The 19,037-nt window shown below is 75.6% G+C and carries 17 protein-coding genes; 12 read left to right on the top strand and 5 right to left on the bottom strand.

Annotated elements, in window-relative coordinates; genetic code table 11:
• Both GJV82_RS16215 and holA read left to right on the top strand, forming a co-directional pair.
• Positions 1–1,167: ComEC/Rec2 family competence protein (locus GJV82_RS16215; RefSeq protein ID WP_155099941.1), on the top strand; the 1,167-nt coding region annotated here is incomplete at its 5' end.
• A gap of 146 nt (positions 1,168–1,313) precedes the next feature.
• Positions 1,314–2,324 carry a DNA polymerase III subunit delta gene (gene holA / locus GJV82_RS16220; protein WP_155099942.1) on the top strand — a complete coding sequence of 337 codons (1,011 nt, stop codon included), beginning with the start codon at positions 1,314–1,316 and terminating at the stop codon, positions 2,322–2,324.
• Positions 2,325–2,479: 155 nt separating this feature from the next.
• On the opposite strand, the gene rpsT is transcribed toward holA, so the two are convergent.
• From rpsT to GJV82_RS16240, 4 genes are all read right to left on the bottom strand, one after another.
• Positions 2,480–2,740, bottom strand: a complete 261-nt coding sequence (rpsT, locus tag GJV82_RS16225) for a 30S ribosomal protein S20 (RefSeq protein WP_024840828.1) — start codon at positions 2,738–2,740, stop codon at positions 2,480–2,482.
• A 184-nt stretch (positions 2,741–2,924) separates the two neighbouring features.
• Positions 2,925–3,584 (bottom strand): type II toxin-antitoxin system PemK/MazF family toxin, encoded by a 660-nt coding sequence (locus GJV82_RS20810; protein WP_162290070.1) that lies wholly within the window; start codon positions 3,582–3,584, stop codon positions 2,925–2,927.
• Positions 3,585–3,624: 40 nt separating this feature from the next.
• Entirely contained in the window at positions 3,625–4,329 is a 705-nt protein-coding gene (locus GJV82_RS16235) for a maleylpyruvate isomerase family mycothiol-dependent enzyme (protein WP_115942779.1), read from the bottom strand.
• A 44-nt stretch (positions 4,330–4,373) separates the two neighbouring features.
• Positions 4,374–4,931, bottom strand: a complete 558-nt coding sequence (locus GJV82_RS16240) for a DJ-1/PfpI/YhbO family deglycase/protease (RefSeq protein ID WP_024840831.1) — start codon at positions 4,929–4,931, stop codon at positions 4,374–4,376.
• A gap of 215 nt (positions 4,932–5,146) precedes the next feature.
• Between GJV82_RS16240 and lepA the strand changes: the two genes are divergently transcribed.
• The 5 genes from lepA to GJV82_RS16265 all read left to right on the top strand — a co-directional run bounded on the left by lepA (position 5,147) and on the right by GJV82_RS16265 (position 13,023).
• Entirely contained in the window at positions 5,147–7,039 is a 1,893-nt protein-coding gene (lepA, locus tag GJV82_RS16245) for a translation elongation factor 4 (RefSeq protein ID WP_024840832.1), read from the top strand.
• Positions 7,036–8,406, top strand: a complete 1,371-nt coding sequence (gene hemW, locus GJV82_RS16250) for a radical SAM family heme chaperone HemW (RefSeq protein ID WP_318657740.1) — start codon at positions 7,036–7,038, stop codon at positions 8,404–8,406. The genes lepA and hemW overlap by 4 nt, the downstream gene beginning before the upstream one ends.
• Complete coding sequence (locus GJV82_RS16255) at positions 8,403–10,499, top strand: acyltransferase family protein (RefSeq protein WP_155099943.1); 2,097 nt, start codon at positions 8,403–8,405, stop codon at positions 10,497–10,499. The genes hemW and GJV82_RS16255 overlap by 4 nt, the downstream gene beginning before the upstream one ends.
• A 222-nt stretch (positions 10,500–10,721) precedes the next feature.
• Positions 10,722–11,948 carry a DUF2189 domain-containing protein gene (locus GJV82_RS16260; RefSeq protein ID WP_155099944.1) on the top strand — a complete coding sequence of 409 codons (1,227 nt, stop codon included), beginning with the start codon at positions 10,722–10,724 and terminating at the stop codon, positions 11,946–11,948.
• Positions 11,949–12,066: 118 nt separating this feature from the next.
• Positions 12,067–13,023, top strand: a complete 957-nt coding sequence (locus GJV82_RS16265; protein WP_024840836.1) for a DUF2189 domain-containing protein — start codon at positions 12,067–12,069, stop codon at positions 13,021–13,023.
• A gap of 73 nt (positions 13,024–13,096) precedes the next feature.
• Here GJV82_RS16265 and GJV82_RS16270 read toward each other — a convergent pair whose 3' ends face one another.
• Complete coding sequence (locus tag GJV82_RS16270; RefSeq protein ID WP_024840837.1) at positions 13,097–13,960, bottom strand: DUF3097 domain-containing protein; 864 nt, start codon at positions 13,958–13,960, stop codon at positions 13,097–13,099.
• 99 nt (positions 13,961–14,059) lie between these two features.
• On the opposite strand from GJV82_RS16270, the gene GJV82_RS16275 reads away from it, so the two are divergent.
• The 5 genes from GJV82_RS16275 (at position 14,060) to GJV82_RS16295 (ending at position 19,026) form a co-directional block, all read left to right on the top strand.
• Positions 14,060–15,517 carry an MFS transporter gene (locus GJV82_RS16275; RefSeq protein ID WP_115943706.1) on the top strand — a complete coding sequence of 486 codons (1,458 nt, stop codon included), beginning with the start codon at positions 14,060–14,062 and terminating at the stop codon, positions 15,515–15,517.
• 78 nt (positions 15,518–15,595) lie between these two features.
• A complete protein-coding gene (hrcA, locus tag GJV82_RS16280) occupies positions 15,596–16,612 on the top strand; it encodes a heat-inducible transcriptional repressor HrcA (RefSeq protein ID WP_024840839.1) in 1,017 nt (338 codons plus the stop codon).
• 109 nt (positions 16,613–16,721) lie between these two features.
• Positions 16,722–17,843 (top strand): molecular chaperone DnaJ, encoded by a 1,122-nt coding sequence (dnaJ, locus tag GJV82_RS16285; protein ID WP_318657741.1) that lies wholly within the window; start codon positions 16,722–16,724, stop codon positions 17,841–17,843.
• Between the two features lie 11 nt (positions 17,844–17,854).
• Complete coding sequence (locus GJV82_RS16290; RefSeq protein ID WP_155099946.1) at positions 17,855–18,667, top strand: 16S rRNA (uracil(1498)-N(3))-methyltransferase; 813 nt, start codon at positions 17,855–17,857, stop codon at positions 18,665–18,667.
• On the top strand, positions 18,664–19,026 hold the full coding sequence (locus GJV82_RS16295; RefSeq protein ID WP_024840842.1) for an HIT domain-containing protein: 363 nt from the start codon (positions 18,664–18,666) through the stop codon (positions 19,024–19,026). The genes GJV82_RS16290 and GJV82_RS16295 overlap by 4 nt, the downstream gene beginning before the upstream one ends.
• Positions 19,027–19,037 lie beyond the last annotated feature (11 nt).

Here is a 19,037-nt window from a genome sequence, read left to right on the forward strand (position 1 = left end):
CGCGAGCGCGCGGGACGGGCCGTGCGCGACCTCCGCCGGTCGGCCTCGCGCGGCCCCGGCCGACCGGCTGCGCGCGGCGCCGGGTCGTCGGTCGGGGGCGGTTCCTGGCGACTGCCGGTGCGGGGTCCGTCGCGTCCGGCCGGTCGCCCGCCCGCGACGGCGCGTGCCGCGACCGTGCTCCTCGTCGCCGCGGTCGTCGTCGTGGTCGTCGTGCTCGTGCGGCCCGTGACGGTCGGGCGCGGTCCGGTGCCGCGGGACTGGGCGGTCGTGGCGTGCGACGTCGGTCAGGGTGACGCCCTCGTGCTCCGCTCGGGACCGCGCGCGGCGGTCGTCGTCGACGTCGGGCCGCCCGGTGACGCGGCGGGACGCTGCCTCGACGGTCTGGGGGTCGAGACGGTCGACCTGCTCGTGCTCAGCCACTTCCACGCCGATCACGTCGGCGGGCTCGACGCGGTGCTGCGAGGCCGGACCGTGGGGCTCGCGCTCGTCACGGCCACCGCGGACCCGGCGGAACAGGCGGAGCGCACGGTGGGCGCGCTCGCGGCAGCGGGCGTCCCGGTCCAGGTCGCGCGGGCGGGCGACGCGGGCACGGCCGGCGGAGCCGGAGAGCGTGGGAGCCCCGGCGCTGTGCACATCGGCGGACAGGCGGGAGCCGCCGGCGGCGCGGCACCCGGCGGCGCGTCACCGGGCGGCGCGTCACCGGGCGGCGCGGTGTGGGAGGTGCTGCAGGCCGGTCCGGGCGCGTCGTCCGACCGGGTCCCGCCCGGCCGCTCCGCCCGCGGCGCCGGCGAGGCCGACGGCGGCGCGAACGACGCGAGCGTCGTGCTCCGCGTGCGCGTGCAGGGTGTCGACGTCGTGGCGCTCGGCGACCTCGAGGACGCCGGGCAGAGCAGCCTCGCGCGCACGCTCACCCAGCAGGGGAGCGCGCCGGTCGACGTCGTCAAGGTCGCGCACCACGGCTCCGCGACCCAGTCCGACCGCCTCGCCGAGGTGCTGTCCCCGACGGTCGCGCTCGTGAGCTCAGGGGAGAACACCTACGGCCACCCCACCGACCGCGCGCTCGACCTCTACCGAGGCGTCGGCGCGACCGTGCTGCGCACCGACACGTGCGGGACGTTCGCGCTCGTCGTGCGGGACGGCGTCCTCGCGGCCTCGGGCTGCGGCTGACCGCGCGGCCCGCCACCGCGCTCCCGGTCGACGGACGGTCGGGAACCACGCGGTCGGGCACGCGGTCGGCCACCGGGCGAGCGGATGGTGTCCACCGTGAGATCGGCGCGTCCGCCGTGGTGGGCGGGGCGTGGCAGGCTGGTGCCATGCCCGCGCCGACACGCTCCGCCCGCCCGTCCGCCGGTCCGTCGCTCGCGTGGGACGACGTCCGGCTCGCGCCCGTCGTGCTCGTGCAGGGGCCGGAGTCGCTGCTGGCCGAGCGGGCCGTGGACGCGATCGTCGGGCTCGCGCGCGAGCGGGACCCCGAGGTCGAGAAGGTCACCATGGAGGGCTCGACGTACCAGGCGGGCATGCTCACCGTCGCGGCCAGCCCCTCGCTGTTCGGCGAGGCGAAGGTCGTGGTCGTCGAGGGCGCCGAGGCCGCGACGGACGCGCTCGTCGCGGACGTCGTGGACTACGTCCCCGTCGCGGACCCGGAGACGACGGTCGTCGTCGTGCACGGCGGCGGGGTGCGCGGCAAGCGCATGCTCGACGCGATCAAGGCGAGCGGGGCACCCGTCGTCGCTGCCGACGCGATCAAGAAGGACTCCGACAAGGCCGCGTTCGTCACGGCCGAGTTCCGCCGGGCGCACCGCCGGATCGACGCGTCCGGGGTGCGCGCGCTCGTCGAGGCGGTCGGTACCGACCTGCGCGAGCTGGCGGCCGCGTGCAGCCAGCTCGTCACGGACACCGACGGCACGGTGAGCGAGGCCGTCGTGGACCGCTACTACGGCGGACGGGTCGAGGCGACGGGTTTCCGCGTGGCCGACGCCGCGGTCGCAGGCCACGTGGGCGAGGCCGTCGCGCTCCTGCGGCACGCCCTCGCGACGGGCGCCGACCCGGTGCCCATCGTCGCCGCGCTCGCGATGAAGCTCCGTGCGCTCGCGAAGGTCGGAGCGATGCGCGGCCGTGGCGGGGCCGCGGCCAAGGACCTCGGCCTGGCGCCGTGGCAGGTCGACCGCGCGCGGCGCGAGCTCGCGGGCTGGACGCCCGAGGGCCTCGCGACGGCGATCAGCGCCGTGGCGCAGGCCGACGCCGAGGTCAAGGGTGCGGGCCGCGACCCGGTGTTCGCGGTCGAGCGCGCCGTCCTCACCATCGCGCGGGCGCACGGCCGCTGACGCGCCCGCGCCGTCCGGCGTCGGAGACCGGCGGCCCGGCGAGGTCCGGGCATGCACGAGGGGCGCCGACCCGTGCGGGTCGGCGCCCCTCGTGGGAAGCCTGTGCGGTCGTCGCGACGATCAGCGGGTCACAGCGACGCGGGCGAACCGTGCGCTCAGAGAGCGTTGACGGCCTTCGCGATGGCCGACTTGCGGTTCGCGGCCTGGTTCGCGTGGATGACGCCCTTCGAGACGGCCTTGTCGAGCTTGCGCGAGGCAGCCTGGAGCGCGGTGGTCGCCGCCTCCTTGTCGCCGGCGGCGACGGCCTCGCGCACGCGGCGCACGTACGTCTTGAGCTCGGACTTGACCGCCTTGTTGCGCAGGCGAGCCTTCTCGTTCGTACGGATGCGCTTGATCTGGGACTTGATGTTGGCCACGTGTGGACTTTCTGGTTCTGTTCGCCGGAGCGAGCGGATAGGTCGTAGAGGGCGGCTCCAGCTCCGGGACTGGGGTGGGGAACCCGTGGAGAGGGGCTGGGGCTGTGCCCGCCGACCTGGGCGGACACGCGACCAACAAGAATACCAGCGCGACCGCTCAGAGCCCAATCGGGCCCGAACGTCGTCAGCGGTGCTCGGCGATGCCCCGCACGACGCGGTCGAAGACGTCGCGGCCCACGACGGCGCCCTCGCGTCGGACCGCGTCCGGGTCGACCCGGATCACGCGGTCGAGCCGCACCTCGCTGTCCCGGCCCTTGGCGTCCCACGGGCCGGAGCCGATGTCGAGCCAGTAGCGGCCCCACCGCGCCTCGTCGTGCGCGTCGCGCGAGTGGTCCTTGCTCGTGAGCATGACGCCGAGGAGCCACGCGCCGTCGGACCCGACGAGGAGCACGGGGCGGTCCTTGCCCTGCGAGTGGTCCTCCTCGTACGGGACCCACGTCCACACGATCTCGCCCGGGTCCGGGTCGCCGTCGAGCTCGGGCGCGTACTGGGCGCGCACCGCGCCCTCGTAGTCGCCGGGGTACCCGCCCGCGCGGGTCGCGGTCCTCGCGGGCGCGCCGCCCTGGCGCGGAGGCGACGGCCGAGGGCCCGGGGTCGGGGTGCGGCCCGACGGCGCCCGGCCGCGCCCCGGCGCACGGGTCGCCGCGGCGCCGGAGCCCGTGGTGCTGCCCGTGCCGCGGCCCCGGGTGTCCGTGCCGCCCGGGGTTCCCTGCGAGCGCGTGAGCCCCGACGCGACGGCGCGCGCCACGTCGGTGAGGAGTCCGAGCCATCGGTTGCGAGTCACGCGCGCAATCTACCGGTCGCCCCGGCGCGACCCGCGCGCGTCAGGGGGTGATCCGGCCGTCGAGCGCCCTGGTCAGCGCTGCGGGGTCGCCCTCGACGACGACGCCGGCCTCCTCGGGCGTGCGGCGACCCCACAGCACGAGCGCGAGCTCGCGCGCGGGCGCGCGCACGGTCGCGACGGTGTCGCCGGCACCGAAGGTCCACGACCGCCCGGCGTCCGTCGCCTGCAGCGTGACGGGCCGCTCGACCGGCCCGACCCGGCCGAGGCGGACCTGGCGCGGCTGCATGACGGTGACGACCTCGTCGACGGTGTCCGCCCACACGGCCGGCGCGACGTCGTCGACCGCGCGGCCGCACGCGGCGTGCAGGTCGTGGAGGTGGACGAGCGTCTCGTGCGTCTGGCGCCGGTGCCAGAAGCGCACGGTCGAGCCGGGGTCGTCGGACTCGAGCAGGGTCCACGCCCGCGCGTCGGGGTCGAGCTCGGCGAGCGTCGCGCGCAGCTCGGCCGCGTGCTCGGCGTAGAACGGGGCGAGGTCGAACGGCCCGCGCCCGAGCGGCGTCTCGTGGCGCCGTCGTGCCTGGGCGGCCGCCCAGTGGTGGATGCGGCCCAGGTGCTCGACGAGGTTGCGGACCCGCCACCGTCCGCACGCGGGCACGGGAGCGCGCGGGTCGGCGTCGGGCACGAGCGCGAGGAACGCACCCTGGAACCGGGACAGGAGCGCGAGGTGGTCGAGGCCGTCGTCCATGGCCGGAGCCTGCCACGAGGCACCCACGCGCGGGGAGGCCCCCGTCAGCCGGCGAGGACGGCGTCCACCTCGCGGAGGAAGGCGTCCAGGTCGCCCGGGTCGCGCGAGGTGACGAGCGTGTAGCCGTCGTCGTCGCGCACGACCGGGCGGTCCACCCACGCGCCGCCCGCGTTGAGCACGTCGGTCTCCAGCGAGGGGTAGCTCGTGAGCGTCTTGCCCTCGACGGCGGCCGCCTCGATGAGCGCCCACGGGCCGTGGCAGATCGCGGCGACCGGCTTGCCCGACGTCGTGAACGCCCGTACGAGGCCGACCGCGTCGTCCTGCAGGCGCAGGGCGTCCGCGTTGATCGTCCCGCCGGGCACGAGCAGCAGGTCGTACGCGGCGGGGTCGGCGTCGGCGTGGGTGAGCGTCGGGCTGACGGTACGCCCGGGGTCCTTGTCGTCGACGAGCGTCTGCACGTCGTCGGAGGACGCGGCGGCGACGTCGACGGCAGCCCCCTTCTCGCGCAGGTGCTCCAGCGGGACGACGAGCTCGTCCTGCTCGACGCCGTAGTTGGTCACGATCGCCAGCACGCGGCGTCCGGCGAGGTCCCGGTCGGCCATGAGAGCTCCTCTCGTCGACGGTCCGGCGCGCGGCGCCGGCGGACCCTCCACGCTAGGCCGGGCCGCGCGGTCTCGCAGGGCGGCGGGACGAGGACCGGGCCGCCGCAGGACGTGGGACAATGGTCGTTCCCGCCCGCCCGAGAGCGACCGTCGGCGCGCCCCGCCCTCGCGGCGCGCGGCCCGACCCGCACGCCACTCCCAGGAGCGCACCCGCGTTGTCCCCGATCCCCAGCGCCCAGCCGAGCACCCGCATCCAGCCCGCGGCCACGCCGCCCGAGCTGATCCGGAACTTCTGCATCATCGCGCACATCGACCACGGCAAGTCGACCCTGGCCGACCGCATGCTGCAGCTCACCGGTGTCGTCGAGCCGCGCGCGATGCGCGCGCAGTACCTCGACCGCATGGACATCGAGCGCGAGCGCGGCATCACGATCAAGTCGCAGGCCGTGCGCATGCCGTGGGCCGTCGACGTGGACGGGGCCGAGACGCCGCACGCGCTCAACATGATCGACACCCCGGGCCACGTCGACTTCACCTACGAGGTCTCGCGCTCGCTCGCCGCGTGCGAGGGCGCCGTGCTGCTCGTCGACGCGGCGCAGGGCATCGAGGCGCAGACCCTCGCGAACCTCTACCTCGCGATGGAGAACGAGCTCGAGATCATCCCGGTCCTCAACAAGATCGACCTGCCCGCCGCGCAGCCCGAGAAGTACGCCGAGGAGCTCGCGAACCTCGTGGGCGGCGACCCGGACGACGTGCTCAAGGTCTCGGGCAAGACGGGCGCGGGCGTCGAGGCGCTGCTCGACCGCATCGTCGAGCGCGTGCCCGCCCCCGTCGGCGACCCCGACGCCCCGGCGCGCGCCATGATCTTCGACTCGGTGTACGACACGTACCGCGGCGTCGTCACGTACGTGCGCGTCGTCGACGGCAACCTCAACCCGCGCGAGCGCATCGTCATGATGTCGACGCGCGCGACGCACGAGCTCCTCGAGATCGGCGTCATCTCGCCCGAGCCGATCGTCACCAAGGGCCTCGGCGTGGGCGAGGTCGGCTACCTCATCACGGGCGTGAAGGACGTGCGCCAGTCCAAGGTCGGCGACACGGTGACGAACGCGGCCAAGCCCGCGGACGAGGCGCTCGGCGGCTACTCCGACCCGAAGCCCATGGTCTTCTCGGGCCTGTACCCGATCGACGGCACGGACTACCCGGTGCTGCGCGACGCGCTCGACAAGCTCAAGCTCAACGACGCCGCGCTCAACTACGAGCCCGAGACGTCGGTCGCTCTCGGCTTCGGCTTCCGCGTCGGGTTCCTCGGCCTGCTGCACCTGGAGATCGTGCGCGAGCGGCTCGAGCGCGAGTTCGACCTCGACCTCATCTCGACGGCGCCGAACGTCGTCTACGACGTCACGCTCGAGGACGGCACGGTCGTCAAGGTGACCAACCCGTCGGAGTTCCCGGGCGGCAAGATCAAGCAGGTCAGCGAGCCCGTCGTGCGCGCGACGATCCTCGCGCCGAGCGAGTTCGTCGGCACCGTCATGGGCCTGTGCAACGACCGCCGCGGGCAGATGCTCGGCATGGACTACCTCTCGGAGGACCGCGTCGAGCTGCGCTTCACGCTGCCGCTCGCCGAGATCGTGTTCGACTTCTTCGACCAGCTCAAGTCCCGCACGCGCGGGTACGCGTCGCTCGACTACGAGCCGTCGGGCGACCAGGTGGCCGACCTCGTCAAGGTGGACATCCTGCTCCAGGGCGAGCAGGTCGACGCCTTCAGCGCGATCGTGCACAAGGACAAGGCGTACGACTACGGCGTGATGATGACCGCCAAGCTCAAGGAGATCATCCCGCGCCAGCAGTTCGAGGTGCCGATCCAGGCGGCCGTCGGCGCGCGCGTCATCGCGCGCGAGACCGTGCGCGCGATGCGCAAGGACGTCCTCGCCAAGTGCTACGGCGGCGACATCAGCCGCAAGCGCAAGCTGCTCGAGAAGCAGAAGGAGGGCAAGAAGCGCATGAAGAACATCGGGTCCGTCGAGGTCCCGAAGGACGCCTTCATCGCCGCGCTCTCCTCCGACGCCGCGGGCGGCAAGGACGCCAAGGACAAGTCGAAGAAGTGAGCCCGGCGCTGCCCGAGGGCGAGCCGGTCCCGCCCGACGGCTCGCTGCCCGCGTGGGTCGCCGGGTCCGGCCCGTCGTCACCGGACGGCACGTCGGGCCCGACGGCGCGGCGCGGCTTCGGCGTGTACCTGCACGTCCCGTTCTGCTCGGTGCGGTGCGGGTACTGCGACTTCAACACGTACACGGCCTCCGAGCTCGGCGGGGGAGCGAGCCGGGCGTCGTACGCCACGACCGCGCTGCGCGAGGTCGACCTCGCGGTGCGCGTCCTGCGCGACGCCGGGCTGCCCGAGCGGCCCGTCTCGACCGTGTTCGTGGGCGGCGGCACGCCCACGCTCCTGCCCGCCGGGGACCTGGTCCGCCTGCTGGGCGGCGTGCGCGACGCGTGGGGTCTCGCGCCCGACGCGGAGGTCACGACCGAGGCCAACCCGGACTCCGTCACGCCGGCGTCCCTCACCGAGCTCGCCGACGCCGGGTTCACGCGCGTCTCGTTCGGCATGCAGTCGGCCGTGCCGCACGTGCTCGCGACCCTCGAGCGCACGCACGACCCGCGGCGCGTCCCCGACGTCGTGCGCTGGGCGCGCGACGCGGGCCTCCAGGTCTCGCTCGACCTCATCTACGGCACCCCGGGGGAGAGCCTCGACGACTGGCGGGCGAGCCTGGAGGCTGCGCTCGCGACCGGCGTCGACCACGTCTCCGCGTACGCGCTCGTCGTCGAGCCGGGCACCAGGATGGCCGCCCAGGTGCGCCGCGGCGAGCTCGCGCTGCCGAGCGAGGACGACCAGGCGACGAAGTACGAGCTGGCCGACGAGCTGCTCACCGCCGCCGGGCTCACCTGGTACGAGGTGAGCAACTGGGCCCGCACCGACGACGACCGCTGCCGCCACAACCTCGCGTACTGGCGCGGCGACGACTGGTGGGGGATCGGTCCTGGCGCGCACTCGTACGTCGCGGCGCCGGGTGCCCTCGCACCCTCGGCCGGTGGCGCGCCCGCGGCCTCGCCGGCGGGCCCGGGCGTCGTGACCGACGACACGGGCGCGTCGGCCGGGGACGCCGGGGTCGGCGTGCGATGGTGGAACGTGAAGCACCCGCGCCGGTACGCGGCGCTGCTCGAGGCGGGCACGAGCCCCGCCGCCGGGCGTGAGCTCCTCACGCGGGACCAGGGCCGGCTCGAGCAGGCGATGCTCGGCGTGCGGCTGCACGAGGGTCTCGACCTCGCGGTCCTGTCCCCGGCCGGACGGCGCGCCGTCGCCGGGCTCGTCGCGAACGGGCTCCTCGACGGCCGTGCGGCGGTCGCCGGACGCGCGGTGCTCACCCTGCGGGGACGGTTGCTGGCGGACACGGTGGTACGGGAGATCACGGACGAGTGACGACGACCCACGAGGCATCTCGGCACGGGACGACCCCCGCGGGGGACGGTCGTCCGACGCTCGAGGCTCCTCGGGTCCTCGGGCACGTGCGCGCCCCCGGCGCGCGCCGCCCCGGCCGCCCGACCGTGCGCTACCGGCGCATGCCGGGGCTGGACGGCCTGCGGGCGCTCGCGGTCGCCGTCGTCGTCGCGTTCCACGTCACCCCGGCCACGTTCCCGGGCGGGTACGTGGGCGTGGACGTCTTCTTCGTCCTGTCGGGCTTCCTCATCACGACCCTGCTCGTGCGCGAGCACCGCGACCGGCACCACGTGGGCCTGCGCGCGTTCTGGGCGCGCCGGGCCAGGCGCCTGCTCCCCACACTCGTCCTCGTGGTCGCGGTGTGCACGGCGGTCGCGGCCGTCGTCGGCGGGGACGTGCTCGTCGGCATCGGGCCGCAGCTGCTCGGCGCCGCGACGTTCACGAGCAACTGGGTCGACGTCGCGAGCGGCGCCACCTACTCGGGCGCGCTGCTGCCGCACCTGTTCGGCAACCTCTGGTCGCTCGCGGTCGAGGAGCAGTTCTACCTCCTGTGGCCCCTCGCGGTGGTGCTCCTGTGCGCCGTGCGCCCCCTGCGGCGCCACGCGCCGTGGGCCGCCGCCGGTCTCGCGCTCGCCTCCGCGGGACTCATGGCGCTCCTGTACGCGCCCGGCACCGACCCGACGCGCGTGTACGTCGGCACGGACACGCACCTCTTCGCGCTCATGGCCGGCGCGGCGCTCGCGTTCTGGCACGCGCGGCCCGTGACGGGTCCCCACGGCGGTGACCACGACGACGCGCACGCCCTCCTCCCCGGCGGTCCCCGCGTGCGCACGCCCCGCGGCCGGCTCGCCGTGCTCGTCGGCGGGGTGGCGGGCGCCGTCGTGCTCGTGGCCGCCGTCGCGACGCTGCGCTGGGACGACGCGCTCGCGTACCGCGGCGGACTGCTCGTGTGCGCCGTCGCCGCGACGGCGGTGCTCAACGCCGTCGTGTGCCTGCCGGGCGTGGGGGCACAGCTCGACCGCGGCCCGCTGGGGTGGGTCGGACGGCGCTCGTACGGGCTGTACCTGTGGCACTGGCCCGTGCTCGTCCTCGCGTCGGCCACGCTCGGCGCCGTCGTCGGCCCGGTGCCGCCCGGTGCGGTGCACCCGGCGGTGGTCGTCGTGACCCTCACCGTCACGGTCGTCGCGGCGGCGCTCTCCTTCCGGTACGTCGAGCGTCCCGTGCTGCGGCGCGGCCTGCGCGGCGCCGCGCGCGACCTCGCCCGGCGTCTGCAACCGGGACCCGACGACGCCGCGTCGCGGGCCCTCACGCGTCGGGGGTGGGCGCTCGCGGGGTCGTGCGCGCTCGTCGTCGGGCTCTGCGCCGCCGGCGTCGTCAACGCGCCCGCCACCACGAGCGTCGAGCGGCAGATCGCCGCGGGGGAGCAGGCTGCACGCGCGACGCAGGCCAGGCCCGACGCCGCGGCGCCGGCGCCGCAGCCGGACGCCGAGGAGCCCGCCCCGGGGGAGGGGGCCGCGACCGAGGAGCCCGCCCCGGCGGCGGCCGACGCGCCCGCGGAGACCGCCCCCGCCGTCGCCCCGCCGGGAGACCAGGTCACCGTCGTCGGGGACTCGGTGACGCTCGCGAGCGCCCCCGCGCTCACCGCGGCGCTGCCCGGCGCGTACGTCGACGGCGCGGTCTCGCGCCAGGTGAAGGACGGTCCGGCCGCGCTCGCCACGGCCCGCGACGCGGGCGCCCTGCGCCCCTACGTCGTCGTGTCGCTCGGCACGAACAGCACCGCGAACGCCGCCTCCCTCGACGAGCTGCTCGCGGCCGTCGGGCCCGGTCGTCGCGTCGTGCTCGTCACGGGGTACGCCGACCGCCCGTGGGTCCCCGGCACGAACGCCGAGATGGTCGCCGCCGCGGAGCGGCACCCCGGCGTCGTCGTCGCGGACTGGTCCGCGGCCGTCGCCGCCGACCCCGCGGTGCTCGGGCCGGACGGCGTGCACCCCACGGAGGCGGGCACGGCCGCGTACGCGAAGGTCGTCGTGGACGGGTTGACGCGCGCCGCCGGGCTCGGGTCGTCGACCGGCTGATCCCCGTGCCCGCCCCGTGCCCGCCCCGCGCCACGACCTCGCGCGCGACCGGGTGAGATCCGCGCGGGCCTGCGCAGATCCCGGCGTTTCCTCTAGCGGAACCGGACGAATCCCGCCAGGGTTGTCCTCACGGGCCACGAAATGTGCGACCGACACACGACGTCCACATCCGGGCGGGCTGCCCGCCCGCGCGTGGTCCACCGGAACCGACCGAGGAGACTCATGAGCGACAGCACCGCCGGCGGCCCGCCGCGGGACGAGAACGAGCCGCAGGCACCGCAGGACCCGTACGCGAGCGACCAGCCGGTCCCGCCCCGGGAGGCCGCCCCCGAGCCGCCGGCGTCGCCCGCCCCGCAGACGCCGGTGTCCCCGCCGCCCACGTCCCCGCAGGCCGCGCCGGCGGGCCCGCCCCCGGCGTCGCCGTACGGCGAGGCGCCCGGCGGGTACCAGCCGCCCGCGTCGCCCCCGCCCGCGCAGCCCCAGCCCTCGCCGTCCCAGCCCGCCCAGCCGTACGGTGCGCCCGCGGGCGCCGCGCCGACGGGCCCGGCGGCTCCGGGCGCGGGATACCCGCCGCCCGCCCAGCCGCCGTACGGGCAGCAGCCTCCCGCGCCGCAGACCCCCTACGGCCAGCAGGCCCCGCCGCAGGCCTCGTACGGGCAGCAGCCTCCGGGGCAGCCGCCGTACGGCCAGCAGCCTCCGGGGCAGCCGCCCTACGGTGGGCAGCCGGGCGGCTACCCGCCCCCGGCGGGGCCGTACGGGCAGCCGGGGCAGCCCGGCGCGGCGATCCAGGTCACCGACGCGTTCGGCTACGGCTGGAACAAGTTCACGCAGAACGCCGGGGTCATCATCGCGGGCGTCCTCACCTACGTGGCGGTGCTCGCGCTGCTGTCGGTCGCGTTCTGGGCGCTCCTCGTGGGGACCGCCACGACGACGGTCGACCCCGTGACCGGGGAGATCAGCACCGCGGGCGGGTTCGCGTTCGGCTTCGGCACGTTCCTGTTCGTCGGGGTCTTCGCCGTGCTGTCGTTCCTCGTCCAGGCCGCCGTGGTCAACGTCTCGCTGCTCGTCACACGGGGCAAGAAGCTGGAGTACGGGGACTTCTTCCGGTTCCCGAACCTGGGCACCGTCGTCCTCGTGGCGCTGCTCATCGGCGTCGCGACCAGCGTGCTGGCGATCACGGTGCTGGGGCCGCTCGTCTTCGTGTTCTTCGCCCAGTTCACGCTGTTCTACGTCATCGACAAGAACCTGGGCGTGTTCGACGCGTTCAAGGCGAGCTTCTCGGTCGTGAGCAAGAACCTCGGCGCCGTCGCGCTGCTGTTCCTCGGGGTGTACCTCGCGCAGCTCGTCGGCACGCTCCTGTGCTACGTGGGCCTGCTCGTCGCGCTGCCCGTCGCGCAGATCGCGACCGCCTGGGTGTACCGCCGCCTCAACGCGGAGCAGCCCGTCTGACGCCGCCCGCGGCGCGGCGCTCGCCGCGCACCCGGGCCGCTGAGCAGCCACGATAGGACCGAGCAGGTCGAGGGAGCGTGCTGACCGCGGCACGTGACGACGAGGAACGAGGTGCACCATGACGGACCCCACGAACCCCGGCGGTCAGCCGCCCCGCGACGACGAGCCCGCACCGGGCGACGGCTCCGGCCCGCAGGACCCGGCCGGGCCCCCGTCAGGCCCGCCCGCGTACGGGGCGCCGGACGCCTACGGCGCCCCGGCCGGTGCGCCCGGCGACCCGAACGCACCCGGCCCGACGGCCCCGCCGCCCGGGTCGTACCCGCCCCCGGCCGACGGCGGCTACCCGCCGCCCGGGTCGTACCCGCCGCCGGCGGGCGGCTACGGCGCCCCGCAGCCCGGCGTCGGCGGCCCGGCCTTCGCGGTGGGCGACGCGATCTCGTACGGCTGGCGCAAGGTGACGTCGAACCTCGGGCCGTGGATCCTCGTCGCGCTGATCTTCCTCGCGGTGAACGTCGCGTGGAACTGGATCACCGGCGGCTTCGACCAGGTCCAGGACCAGTTCGACTACACCGACACCAACGTGCTCGCCGTCACGGGCCTCACGTTCACGAACATCCTGCTCGGGATCGTGGGCACCGTGATCGGCTACCTCGTCACCGCGTTCTTCACGCGCGGCGCGCTCGACGAGGTGGACGGGCGCAAGCCGGACGTCGCGGCGTTCTTCCGCATCGGCAACGTCGTCAACGTGCTCCTCGCGGCGCTGATCGTCGGCATCCTCACCGGCGTGGGCCTGTTCCTGTGCATCCTGCCGGGACTCGCGGTGCTGCTGTTCTCCGCGTTCGTCTACTACGTCGCGCTCGACCAGGGCGTCGATGCGATCACGGCGGTCCGCACGAGCTTCTCGATGGTCGCGAAGAACTTCGGGCAGGTGTTCCTGCTGCTGCTCGCGCTGCTCGGCATCAACATCCTCGGCGCGATCCCCTGCGGTCTCGGCCTGTTCGTGACGATCCCGCTGAGCTACGTCGCGGTGGGCTACGCCTACCGGCGCCTGTCCGGGGGCGTCCCGGCCGCCTGACGCGGTCCGTCGTCCACCTCGTGCCCCGGCGCCGCCTCGCGACGCCGGGGCACAGGCGTTCCCGGCCCCGGTCTCAGGACGCGGTGACGAAGTCGATGAGCTCCTCGACGCGGCCCAGCAGCGAGGGCTCGAGGTCGGCGTAGGAGCGGACGGTCCCGAGGATGCGCTGCCACGCGCGCCCGACGTCCTCGGGGGACTCCGCGGGCCACCCGAGCTCGCGCAGGATCCCGCGCTTCCACTCGGTGCCCCGTTCGATCACGGGCCACCGCTCGAGGCCGATCCGCGCGGGCTTCACCGCCTGCCACACGTCGACGTACGGGTGGCCGAGCACGAGCACCGTGCCCGCGGGCGAGCGCCGCAGCGCCTCGTCGGCGATGCGGCGCTCCTTGCTCCCGGGCACGAGGTGGTCGACGAGGACGCCCACGCGGCGCTGCGGCGTCGGGCCGAAGTCGGCGAGCGCCGCCGCGAGGTCGTCGACGCCGTGCAGGGGCTCGACGACGACCCCCTCGACGCGCAGGTCGTCCCCCCACACCTTCTCGACGAGCTCGGCGTCGTGCTTGCCCTCGACCCAGATGCGGCTGCCGCGGGCCACGCGCGCCCGTTGCCCGACGACGGCGCGCGAGCCCGACGCCGTGCGCGCCGGGGCGGCGGGGGCGCGCGACGTCACGGGCGGCGTGAGGACGACGGGCTCGCCGTCGACCCAGAACCCCGGGCCGAGCGGGAACGTCCGCGTGCGGCCCGCGCGGTCCTCGAGCACGACGACGTGCATGCCGCCCGACTTCTCGACGCGGACCACGGCGCCGACCCATCCCGTCTGGACCTCCTCGACCACGAGCCCGCGGTCCGCGGTCTGCGGCCGAGACACCGGTCGCGCGCGGTGGTGGGAGGGGGCGGGCGTGCCGCCGAGGACGTCGGAGCCGTAGCGGTCGAAGGACACGACCGTCACCCTAGGACACCGTCCCCGCCGGTCCGCGGAGCCCGGGCGCGCGTGGCGCCCGGCGCGCGCGCACCGGGCACCGGGTGGTACCACGGAGCGATGAGCCCCACGCGCGCGGAGCCGGACCCGGCGCGCTGGCGCGTGCTCCCGGTCTGCCTCGGAGTGGGCTTCATCACGACGCTCGACGTGTCGATCGTCAACGTCGCCCTCCCGTCGATCGAGTCGTCGCTGCGCGCGGGCCCGACGCAGCTCCAGCTCGTCGTCGCGGGCTACACGCTCGCGTTCGGCCTCGCGCTCGTGCCGGCCGGCCGTCTCGGCGACGCCGGGTCGCGCCGGACGCTGTTCATGGTCGGCCTCGTCGGGTTCGCGCTCATGAGCCTCGCGTCGGGGCTCGCGCCGACCGACACGTGGCTGGGCGTGGCCCGCCTGCTCCAGGGCGTGAGCGCCGGGGTGCTCAACCCGCAGGTCGTCGGGATCATCCAGCAGCAGTTCTCGGGGAGCGAGCGCGGCCGGGCCTTCGGCGCGTTCGGCGCCACGATCGGGGTGTCGACGGCGCTCGGCCCGCTGCTCGGCGGGCTCCTCATCGCCGCGGCCGGCTCCGCGGCGGGCTGGCGGTGGGTGTTCCTCGTCAACATCCCCGTCGTCGCCGTCCTGCTCCCGTTCGCGTGGCGCCTCGTGCCCGGGCCGCCGCCGCGCGCGCCCGGGGCCGGCGCACGCCGTCTCGACCTCGTCGGGCTCGGCCTGCTCGGCGCTACCACGCTCGCCGTGATGATGCCCTTCGTCACGACGACGGGCCGGGGCGACGACGCGTCACGGTGGTGGTGGCTGGCGGCGGCGCTCGCCGCCGGGGTCGGCGCGGCCGCCTGGGAGCGGCGCTACCAGCGCCGCACGGGCGACGCCGTGCTCGACCCGCACGTCGTCGGGCTCGGCTCGTTCCGCAACGGCGCGCTGCTGGGTCTCGCGTACTTCGCGGGGTTCACGGGCCTCTTCCTCGTGATCACCCTCTACCTCCAGGACGAGCTCGGGTACACGCCGCTCCAGGCCGGGCTCGTCGGGACGCCGTTCGCGGTCGCGTCGGGCATCTCGGCGTGGTTCTCCGGTCGCTGGGTCGCGCGGTGGGGCAGGCAGCTCGTCGTGGGCGGCCTGCTCGTGGTCCTCGTCGGGGTGGTCGCGGCGGACGCCGTCGTGCGCGTGCTCGGCGACCGGCCGGGGGCGGTGGGCCCGGCGCTCGCGGCCGTGCTGCTCGTCGCGGGCGCGGGCAGCGGGACGATCATCGCCCCGAACCAGACGCTCACCCTGTCCGAGGTACCCGTGACGCGCGCCGGCGTGGCCGGGAGCATGCTCCAGCTCGGCCAGCGCATCGGCTCGGCGGTCGGCATCTCCGTCGTGCTCGCCGTGTACTACGGCGGCCTCGCGAGCGGGGAGCGCGCGGCGCACGCCGCGGGGCGCGCGCTCGTCGTGACGATCGCCCTCGTCGCGGTCGCGCTCGTCGTGGGGCTCCTGGACCTGCGTTCGCGGCGAGCGGAGGACCGCAGGACGCGCCGCGCGAACGCGTAGGATTGGCACTCGGAGGACGAGAGTGCCGACACCCGCCCGCCGACCGGGCGGGGGCGGCGCGGCACGCTGGAGGTGGACGTGAGCGAGGAGCGCCGGCTCGAGGTGCTGCGGGCGATCGTCGAGGACTACGTCCTCACGCGCGAGCCCGTGGGGTCGCGCGTGCTCACCGAGCGGCACGGCCTGGGCGTCTCGCCCGCGACGATCCGCAACGACATGGCCGCCCTCGAGGACGCCGGCTACATCGCCCAGCCGCACACGTCGGCCGGGCGCATCCCGACGGACAAGGGCTACCGGCTCTTCGTCGACCGCCTCTCGAGCGTCAAGCCGCTGTCCGCGCCGGAGAAGCGTGCGATCGAGACCTTCCTGTCCGAGGGCGTCGACCTCGACGACGTCATCGCCCGCGCCGGCCGCCTGCTCGCGCAGCTCACCGGCCAGGTCGCGGTCGTCCAGTACCCGTCCCTCAGCCGCTCCGGGCTGCGCCACCTCGAGCTCGTGCCCGTGGGGGAGACGCGCCTGCTCGTCGTCATCATCACGGACACGGGGCGCGTCGAGCAGCGCACGCTCGAGGTCGCGAGCGTGCCCGACGAGGGCACGCTCGCCGAGGTGCGCGCACGCCTCAACGCCGCGGCCGCGGGCAAGCGCCTCGCGGACCTCGCGCCGGCGCTCGCGGCCGTCACGGAGAGCTTCCACCCGGACGACGCACCGCTCGTGCGCGCGGTGGGCGACCTCGTCGCCCAGACGCTCGCCGAGGAGAGCGAGGAGCGCCTCGTGCTCGCGGGCACGGCGAACCTCGCCCGGGCGGGGATGCGGTTCGAGCACGCGCTGCGCCCCGTCCTCGAGGCGCTCGAGGAGCAGGTCGTCCTGCTCGGCCTCCTCACCGAGATGGCCGCCGAGTCGGGCGTGAGCGTCCGGATCGGGCACGAGACCCAGCTCGAGGGGCTCGCGGAGACCTCCGTCGTGACGACCGGTTACGGTAGCGACGGAGACACGGTCGCGCTCGTCGGCTCGATCGGGCCGACCCGCATGGACTACCCCGGGACGATCGCCGCGGTGCGCGCCGTGGCGCGCTACCTGTCGCGGGTGCTCGGCACGTGAGCCGCTCCGCGGCCACCCCGCCGGGAGCAGGCGCCGACGACGCCCGCCCCCGACCCTTCACGACCGGCCCCGCGCCGGCCTCACGACCCGCACCAGCAGAGAGTGACGTGTGAGCGACTACTACGAGATCCTCGGCGTGTCCCGTGACGCGAGCCAGGACCAGATCAAGAAGGCGTACCGCAGGCTCGCGCGCGAGCTGCACCCGGACGTCGCGGGCGAGGACGCGGGCGACCGCTTCAAGGACGTCGCGCGCGCGTACGAGGTGCTGTCCAACCCGGAGAAGCGCCAGCAGTACGACCTCGGCGTCGACCCGAGCGCACCGGGCGGCGGCACCGGCCCCATGGGCGGCGGGTTCGGCTTCCAGGACATCTTCGAGACGTTCTTCGGCGGCGGCCAGGCGCAGCAGGGCCCGATCCCGCGCGCCCGGCGCGGGCAGGACGCGCTCGTGCGGCTCGACATCGACCTCGCCGAGGCGACGTTCGGCGCGCAGCGCGAGCTCCAGGTCGACACGGCCGTCGTGTGCGGCACGTGCGGCGGCACGTGCTGCCGCCCCGGCACGTCGCCCCGCACGTGCGACGTGTGCCACGGCCGCGGCACGGTCCAGCGCGTCGCGCGCTCCTTCCTCGGCCAGGTCATGACGAGCGCGCCGTGCGCCGCGTGCCAGGGGTTCGGCACCGTCATCCCCGAGCCGTGCGCCGAGTGCTCCGGCGAGGGGCGCGTGCGCAGCCGTCGCACGATCACGGTCAACGTCCCCGCCGGCGTCGACACGGGCACGCGCATCAAGCTCACCGCGCAGGGCGAGGTCGGCCCGGCGGGCGGGCCCGCGGGCGACCTGTACGTCGAGATCCGCGAGCGCAACCACGACACGTTCGTGCGCCGCGGCGACGACCTGCACTGCACGCTCGAGGTGCCCATGACGGCGGCCGCGCTCGGGACGGTGCTCGAGCTCGAGACGCTCGACGGCCCCCAGGAGATCGACCTGCGCCCCGGCACGCAGCCGGGACAGATCGTCACGCTGAAGAACCTCGGCGTGGGTCACCTGCACGGCTCGGGGCGCGGCGACCTCAACGTCCACATCGAGGTCCAGGTGCCCACGGCGCTCGACCCGGAGCAGGAGCAGCTGCTGCGCTCGCTCGCGGCGCTGCGTGGCGAGGAGCGGCCCGAGCCGCGCCTCGCGGCCGCGCACCCGGGCGTGTTCTCGCGCCTGCGCGACAAGCTCTCCGGGCGCTGAGCGGGCGGCGCATGAGTGCTCCGGTGTTCCTCGCCGAGACGGGTCTCGACGCCGTCGCGCCGGGCGACCGCTACGTCCTCGACGGCGCCGAGGGCCGCCACGCGGGGGTGGTCCAACGGCGCGGCGCGGGCGAGCGGGTCGACGTGGTCGACGGCGACGGCCTGCGCCTGCGGTGCGTCGTCGAGCACGCCGACGCCGGTCGCGTCACGCTCCTCGTCCAGGAGGTGGACCGGGAGCCCGAGCCCGCCGTCGTCGTGACGCTCGTGCAGGCGCTCGCCAAGGGCGACCGGGACGAGATGGCCATCGAGGCCGCGACCGAGATCGGGGTCGACGTCGTCGTCCCGTGGCAGGCCGAGCGGTCGGTCGTCGTGTGGCGCGGCGAGCGCGCCGCGAAGTCCCGCGCGCGCTGGCTCGCGACGGTCCGCACCGCGACGAAGCAGGCGCGGCGCGCGCGCCTCCCGCACGTCGAGCTCGCGGTCGACTCGCGCGGGCTCGCGGCACGCGTGACGGACGTCGTCGCGGCCGGGGGCCGGGCGATCGTGCTGCACGAGGAGGCGACGACGCCGCTCGCCGACGTGGCGCTGCCCGGCGGTCCCGCGACCGAGGGAGGGACGCGGCCCGAGGTGCTCGTCGTCGTCGGCCCCGAGGGCGGCATCTCCGACCGCGAGCTCGACGACCTCACCGCGGCGGGCGCCGTCGCGGCGCGCCTGGGACCGCACGTCCTGCGCACGTCGACCGCGGGCCCGGTGGCCGTCGCGCTGCTCGCCGAGCGGCTCGGTCGCTGGGGCGTGCCCGACGGCGGTGGACTAGCCTCGGGGTCATGACGAGCACCGACGCGCGCACGGACCCGGACTGCCTCTTCTGCCGCATCGTCGCGGGCGAGCTGCCCGCGGACGTCGTGGCGACGAGCGAGCGCTCGGTCGCGTTCCGCGACATCGACCCCCAGGCCCCCGTGCACGTGCTCGTGGTGCCGCGCGACCACCACGGCGACATCGCGCAGCTCGCGGCGGCCGACCCCGAGCTGCTCAGCGACGTCGTGGCCCTCGCGGACGAGGTGGCGGGGGACCTGGCCGACGGCCAGTTCCGCCTCATCTTCAACTCGGGGCCGCGCGCGGGTCAGAGCGTGTTCCACGTGCACGGGCACGTGATCGCCGGTGCCGAGCTCGGGTGGTCCCCGGCCTGAGCCCTGCGCGA

Source organism: Cellulosimicrobium composti, from assembly GCF_009711085.1.
GTDB lineage: Bacteria > Actinomycetota > Actinomycetes > Actinomycetales > Cellulomonadaceae > Cellulosimicrobium > Cellulosimicrobium composti.

Bases quoted from the DNA above. Each gene is read 5' to 3' on its own strand.
- holA (WP_155099942.1), top strand. From the start codon at position 1,314: ATGCCCGCGCCGACACGCTCCGCCCGCCCGTCCGCCGGTCCGTCGCTC.
- GJV82_RS16235 (WP_115942779.1), bottom strand. From the start codon at position 4,329: ATGGACGACGGCCTCGACCACCTCGCGCTCCTGTCCCGGTTCCAGGGT.
- GJV82_RS16240 (WP_024840831.1), bottom strand. From the start codon at position 4,931: ATGGCCGACCGGGACCTCGCCGGACGCCGCGTGCTGGCGATCGTGACC.
- GJV82_RS16260 (WP_155099944.1), top strand. From the start codon at position 10,722: ATGAGCGACAGCACCGCCGGCGGCCCGCCGCGGGACGAGAACGAGCCG.
- GJV82_RS16265 (WP_024840836.1), top strand. From the start codon at position 12,067: ATGACGGACCCCACGAACCCCGGCGGTCAGCCGCCCCGCGACGACGAG.
- GJV82_RS16275 (WP_115943706.1), top strand. From the start codon at position 14,060: ATGAGCCCCACGCGCGCGGAGCCGGACCCGGCGCGCTGGCGCGTGCTC.
- GJV82_RS16290 (WP_155099946.1), top strand. From the start codon at position 17,855: ATGAGTGCTCCGGTGTTCCTCGCCGAGACGGGTCTCGACGCCGTCGCG.
- GJV82_RS16295 (WP_024840842.1), top strand. From the start codon at position 18,664: ATGACGAGCACCGACGCGCGCACGGACCCGGACTGCCTCTTCTGCCGC.